This window comes from Okeania sp. SIO3I5, from assembly GCF_010672085.1.
In the GTDB taxonomy this organism is placed as follows: domain Bacteria; phylum Cyanobacteriota; class Cyanobacteriia; order Cyanobacteriales; family Microcoleaceae; genus Trichodesmium.
In genome coordinates this window covers 1-4,699 of sequence record NZ_JAAHHT010000412.1, presented here as the reverse complement: position 1 = coordinate 4,699, position 4,699 = coordinate 1, and the positions used below count along the sequence as shown (strand labels likewise).

9 protein-coding genes are annotated in these 4,699 nt (G+C 36.0%); 7 read left to right on the top strand and 2 right to left on the bottom strand.

What is annotated here, in order from left to right; all coding sequences use genetic code 11:
• Positions 1 to 32: 32 nt before the first annotated feature.
• Positions 33 to 176 carry a hypothetical protein gene (locus tag F6K40_RS38925; RefSeq protein WP_293145263.1) on the top strand — a complete coding sequence of 48 codons (144 nt, stop codon included), beginning with the start codon at positions 33 to 35 and terminating at the stop codon, positions 174 to 176.
• Positions 177 to 1,098: 922 nt separating this feature from the next.
• Positions 1,099 to 1,650 carry a hypothetical protein gene (locus F6K40_RS38920; protein ID WP_293145260.1) on the top strand — a complete coding sequence of 184 codons (552 nt, stop codon included), beginning with the start codon at positions 1,099 to 1,101 and terminating at the stop codon, positions 1,648 to 1,650.
• On the opposite strand, the gene F6K40_RS38915 is transcribed toward F6K40_RS38920, so the two are convergent.
• Complete coding sequence (locus F6K40_RS38915; protein WP_293145257.1) at positions 1,626 to 1,769, bottom strand: hypothetical protein; 144 nt, start codon at positions 1,767 to 1,769, stop codon at positions 1,626 to 1,628. The genes F6K40_RS38920 and F6K40_RS38915 overlap by 25 nt on opposite strands.
• Positions 1,770 to 1,893: 124 nt before the next feature.
• Here F6K40_RS38915 and F6K40_RS38910 point away from each other — a divergent pair, with 124 nt between their 5' ends.
• The 5 genes from F6K40_RS38910 (at position 1,894) to F6K40_RS38890 (ending at position 3,775) form a co-directional block, all read left to right on the top strand.
• The gene (locus F6K40_RS38910; RefSeq protein WP_293145254.1) at positions 1,894 to 2,064 is read left to right on the top strand and encodes a hypothetical protein; all 171 of its coding nucleotides are present in this window, start codon (positions 1,894 to 1,896) and stop codon (positions 2,062 to 2,064) included.
• Positions 2,065 to 2,141: 77 nt separating this feature from the next.
• Positions 2,142 to 2,324 carry a type II toxin-antitoxin system RelE family toxin gene (locus tag F6K40_RS38905; RefSeq protein ID WP_365674315.1) on the top strand — a complete coding sequence of 61 codons (183 nt, stop codon included), beginning with the start codon at positions 2,142 to 2,144 and terminating at the stop codon, positions 2,322 to 2,324.
• A gap of 251 nt (positions 2,325 to 2,575) precedes the next feature.
• On the top strand, positions 2,576 to 2,770 hold the full coding sequence (locus F6K40_RS38900) for a hypothetical protein (protein ID WP_293145251.1): 195 nt from the start codon (positions 2,576 to 2,578) through the stop codon (positions 2,768 to 2,770).
• A gap of 30 nt (positions 2,771 to 2,800) precedes the next feature.
• A complete protein-coding gene (locus F6K40_RS38895; protein WP_293145248.1) occupies positions 2,801 to 3,028 on the top strand; it encodes a hypothetical protein in 228 nt (75 codons plus the stop codon).
• 528 nt (positions 3,029 to 3,556) lie between these two features.
• Positions 3,557 to 3,775, top strand: a complete 219-nt coding sequence (locus F6K40_RS38890) for a hypothetical protein (RefSeq protein ID WP_293145245.1) — start codon at positions 3,557 to 3,559, stop codon at positions 3,773 to 3,775.
• A gap of 58 nt (positions 3,776 to 3,833) precedes the next feature.
• Here F6K40_RS38890 and F6K40_RS38885 read toward each other — a convergent pair whose 3' ends face one another.
• Positions 3,834 to 4,304, bottom strand: a complete 471-nt coding sequence (locus tag F6K40_RS38885; protein WP_293145266.1) for a tyrosine-type recombinase/integrase — start codon at positions 4,302 to 4,304, stop codon at positions 3,834 to 3,836.
• Positions 4,305 to 4,699 lie beyond the last annotated feature (395 nt).

Here is a 4,699-nt window from a genome sequence, read left to right as displayed (position 1 = left end):
GAGGTGTGGGAGGTGTGGGAGGTGTGGGAGGTGTGGGAAGGGTGGGAGGTGTGGGAGGTGTGGGAGGTGTGGGAGGTGTGGGAGATGTGGGAAGGGTGGGAAGGGTGGGAAGGGTGGGAGGTGTGGAGAGTCCAGTAGGGTGTGTTTCGCGGAGCAACATGAAAAGTGAAGCGTAATGTACCGAAGAAATATTAAACATCTCTCAAAATTAATCTTATAGCAGTCCAGTAGTAGACTGTTTCATCTTAAATGTTGCAATAGATGTAGGTTGGGTTGAGAGACGATCTTCGGAGCTTATCCGTAGGATAAACCCAACAACAATCTTTCTCCCGTACGGACGTTTAGCGTTCCGCACAACTTTCATATAGGGAATGCGGAGCAAACGTTAACGCGGAGCGACATGAAACGCATTAATGCTCAAGCAACGTCCCTACCCTACAGCGCTTTTCAGATTGATGAACTACATATTCACAAGCAAAACCTAGTAGGGACCTTCCATGGAACGTCCCTACTGTGGTTTACTGAAATGAAAACCGCTGTAATGCACAGTTTTAGCTGAAACAGTCCAGTAGGGTGCGTTACGCTTTGCTTTTCATGTCGCTCCGCGTAACGCACCGAAATATTCAAACCAAAATTAATCTTAAACCCTAGTAATTCCGGGGCTAAAATTTAGTTTCTGGAAATATCTATTTGGGATAAGCGGTGCGTTACATTTCATTAACGCACCCTACTGGATTGACTATTCCCGATTCCCTATTCCCTATTCCCGATTCAAGTAGCGCTATATCTGGACAAGATATAGTTTCGTGTCCGGAAACTCTGTAATACCATGTCCGGATAAGAGCGTGATAAAAACACTTCTTTCTCCTGGTACATTCTTTTCTCTAGTCTCGAGTCTCGAGTCTCCTGACTCCTCCCTAATTATTTATAACTATTCAACCGGACATGATATAACTATTAAGTATCTACAAAAATAAAAAATTAAATCAATTCAAGATATGAAACCAACAATTTCATTCCCTATTCCCTATTCCCTATTCCCTATTCCCTGACTTCTGGAAGAAGTCTATTAACTATCTACAAAATTTTAGGTTAACAATGGGTATATATAATCCTGAACGTTTCGGTGAACTCTGGGATAGCACTAGACTAGCTGCTATTCTCAATGAAATAAATGCAATTAAAGATAAAATTATTTTATCCGGTGGATGGGGTTGGCATTTTATGACCCCAGAAAATCATATAGAATACAAGCACGCTCACGATCATAAAGATGTTGACATTTTTGTTAAACCAGATCGCTTTAGTGAATTAATTGCACAGTTAAAACAAAGAGGATACGAGAAAACTTGGACGAGGTTCGATCGCTTACCCAGTTCAAATACTTTCTCTCGTTATACCAAAATTGTGCAGTTAGAAACGGAAACTGTTAAGGTAATGCTAGACATTTTTGTTGAGGAAGTTCCTACTGTTAAAGTTAATAATTTTTCAGTTGTTGAACCTGAATTTTTATTATCTTTATATGGAGTTAAACATAGTAGCGATCGCTGCTTTGCGGTTCAAATTGCCAATCAACTTTTACAGCAAGGAATTAATCCAGTAGGACATCCAGAAATGGCAAATTATCAACCTTTTTTATCTAAATCATAAAGTAGTTTCATCATATTGTATTTAGCGATCGCGTAGGGGTGCGTAGCATTATCGCCCCCATCTTTCCCCAGGAGAAAGAGCAACACGCAAAGCAGAAAATGAATGTACATCTGTGACACAATTAATCTCTAGCTCTAGAGATTAATTGTTTATATTTACATTAAATATGCTATAATTCCTGTAAATAATTATCAAAAAAAAAAGATGGCTGAAATTACTATAGATGAAACAAAATTGAAATAATTGTTGGAAGTAGCGATTATTGAGTTACTGCAAGAACAAAAAGAGGAGTTTTCTGAATTTTTAGCGGAATCCTTAGAAGATATTTTAATAAAAAATGCTATTCAAGAAGGTGAAAATACTGAAACAGTTAGTCGGGAAAAAATCTTGGAAATTCTCAATAGAAAGCTATGAGTGTTGAGTTTAGAAAAAGTTTTGAAAAAGATTTGTAGAAGATTCTTGATGCTGAGTTATTGACTAGAGTGAAATAAATTATTGAACAAGTTGAAAAAGCCGAAAATTTAACGGAAATTAGAAATATTAAAAAGTTCAAAGGTGAGGCAGAATACTATCGCATTAGAGTAGGAGATTATCGTTTGGGTATTAAAGTTAATGATGGTGTAGTTTTTTTAGTCAGGATACTTCACCGAAAAGAGATTTACCGAAATAATTAAACAATTAAATAATTAAATAATTCAGGTTTAAAGCCTCCTCTTGGATAGGGGAAAAAAATAAATTTTTTCCTTATTAGTCAATCCTCTCCCTTTTAGGGAGAGGTAATTATCCATTATTCATTATCCATTATTGAAAGATATTTTCCTTAGTTTCTCTAGAGCGATATAGCTGCCGCTAGACTCCGCCAACGCTCTTTTTCAGTTATCACTAGCTAGACACAGTAGCAAAACTTGTGAGGAGTAAAAATTTAATGGTTGAAACTATTCAAGCTCAAAAAATTAACCTTTTAGATTTAAAGTTAAAGTTTGGTTTAGAACGGAATAATGATGGAGAATTTTTCCAGGAATGGCAAGAAAATTTGCCGGAACTGACAGATTTAGAAATGGCTGCTATGGATGAAGTCAAACAGGAATATTTACATTTATCTCAATATCCATTGTTATAACCTGTTGTCAAATTAGTCGTTTTATCACCATTGTTGAAGTGGGCAGGTTTTTATCGCCATCCTTTTTTTATTACTGGTGAAAAAGAGGTAAGAATTAGCTCGGAAGATGAGGCAAAAATTATTACAGGTAGGCTGGTTATTTTAGTTTTTACTCCTGAATTTTTGGTGTTAGTAATTGAGGCAAAAAAAACAGCTTATTCTTTGGATGTTGGGATTCCCCAAGCACTAGCTTATATGTTGGCAAGTCCTAATTTATAAAAGCGTAATTATGGTTTTGTTACTAATGGTACGGATTTTATTTTTTTGAAGTTAATTAAACAAGAAAAACTTGTTTATATGGAGTTGCTTAATTGAGGAAAAGAATCATTAGCTAGACACAGATTCGGGCACGGATAAACGGATTAATTATTTGGCATCATCGGTGCATCCGTGGCCAAATTCGTGTCTAGCTCTGTTCAGGCGATAGTGCTACGGACTGCTCTTTTTCGGTTGCTAAAATTCAAAAAGATAGTACAATTTAGAATTAAAGGTAAATTTACCAATTCTGAATTCTATAAGGAGTATTAAATATGAACCAAATAACACCTAGAAAAGTACCCAAGGGTAAGCCATTATTTAGCGTTCGCATAGCGGTGCGTAGCACTATCGCCCTCCTCTTTGGTTGTTTCTGTTGAGAATATAGATGTAGATTACTTGTTAGAAAATATTCTAAATTTCGGCGATTTTGATATGCCAAGTTATTTCACACACGAGAATATTATTCTTACAAAAACGAGGGAGGATTTTTTGTATTGTAGAGATTTTAATGATTGGGTTTTGCCATTTATTGCTGCTGGATTGCAGTATTGGATTTCTCGGCAATATTCTGATTGGCAAAATAAATATCGTAGTTGGTTTGCTATTGAAGTAAAGAGAGAGAAGGGGGCGGTTGTGATTATTTCAGGGGATTATCGGATGTCTGTGGGTAGTGTTGTTGAGTATGAAATTGGATTTTACGCTAGTTGAGATATACCTAGATAAGCGATCGCTCCTGCTGACTGACCGAGGCGATCGTTTTTTTTATTTATAATATCGGAACTTCTGTATTGCCAGAGGTTCCAAGGTAGTGTTTGTAAATCATTGCTGGTGAGGTACCAACTAATTTTGCTACTTCAGCGGGCGATAATTTCCTAGAGTTAAGACATAGGGATATGAAGGTATGACGACACTGGTAGGGACGGCGATAGGATAGTTCTAGGCCGCCTAAAACTCTAGTCCAAGCTTTGATCAAACTGTTCAAAATTAATGGTTTGCCTTTTCTGTCTCTAAAAATATAATCTGAATCTTTGCTTCTTTCTAGATCATTCAATATCTTTTGTAATTGAACGTTAATAGGAAAACTTCTTGACTCCTGGCGTTTTAATCCTTTTTTTACTATTTCGCCTTGGTTAGTTTTGATTCTATTTTGATTGAAAATTACATATTTTTCGGTAATATCACGCCATCTCAAGCCTAATAATTCTCCAGTTATACACCCAGTAAAGAACCAGAAAATAATAGCTGGGTAGTATTGACTATGGCTATTGTTTTTATATCTTTGAGCGAATTTATTGGTTGGAAATGCTTCTATTATCCTGTCTCTTTCTTCTACTGAAAAAGGATTGATATCTGCTTTTATTTTTGAGCTAGGAACTAAGAATTTGAAGTCTTTTCTTGATACATTCCAAACAATATTATGGATTAAATCTTCTTCTAATATAGAATCCGGTTATATAGTATATGTTCATTATTAAATCGGACAATCTCCCCCAACAATACACTCTTGTATTCAACCGGATTTGATATTACTCCTTACTCCTTACTCCTTACTCCTTACTCATTACTCATTACTCATTACTCATTACTCATTACTCCTCAGTAATACGATAACTAATTACCCGGATTCTATAT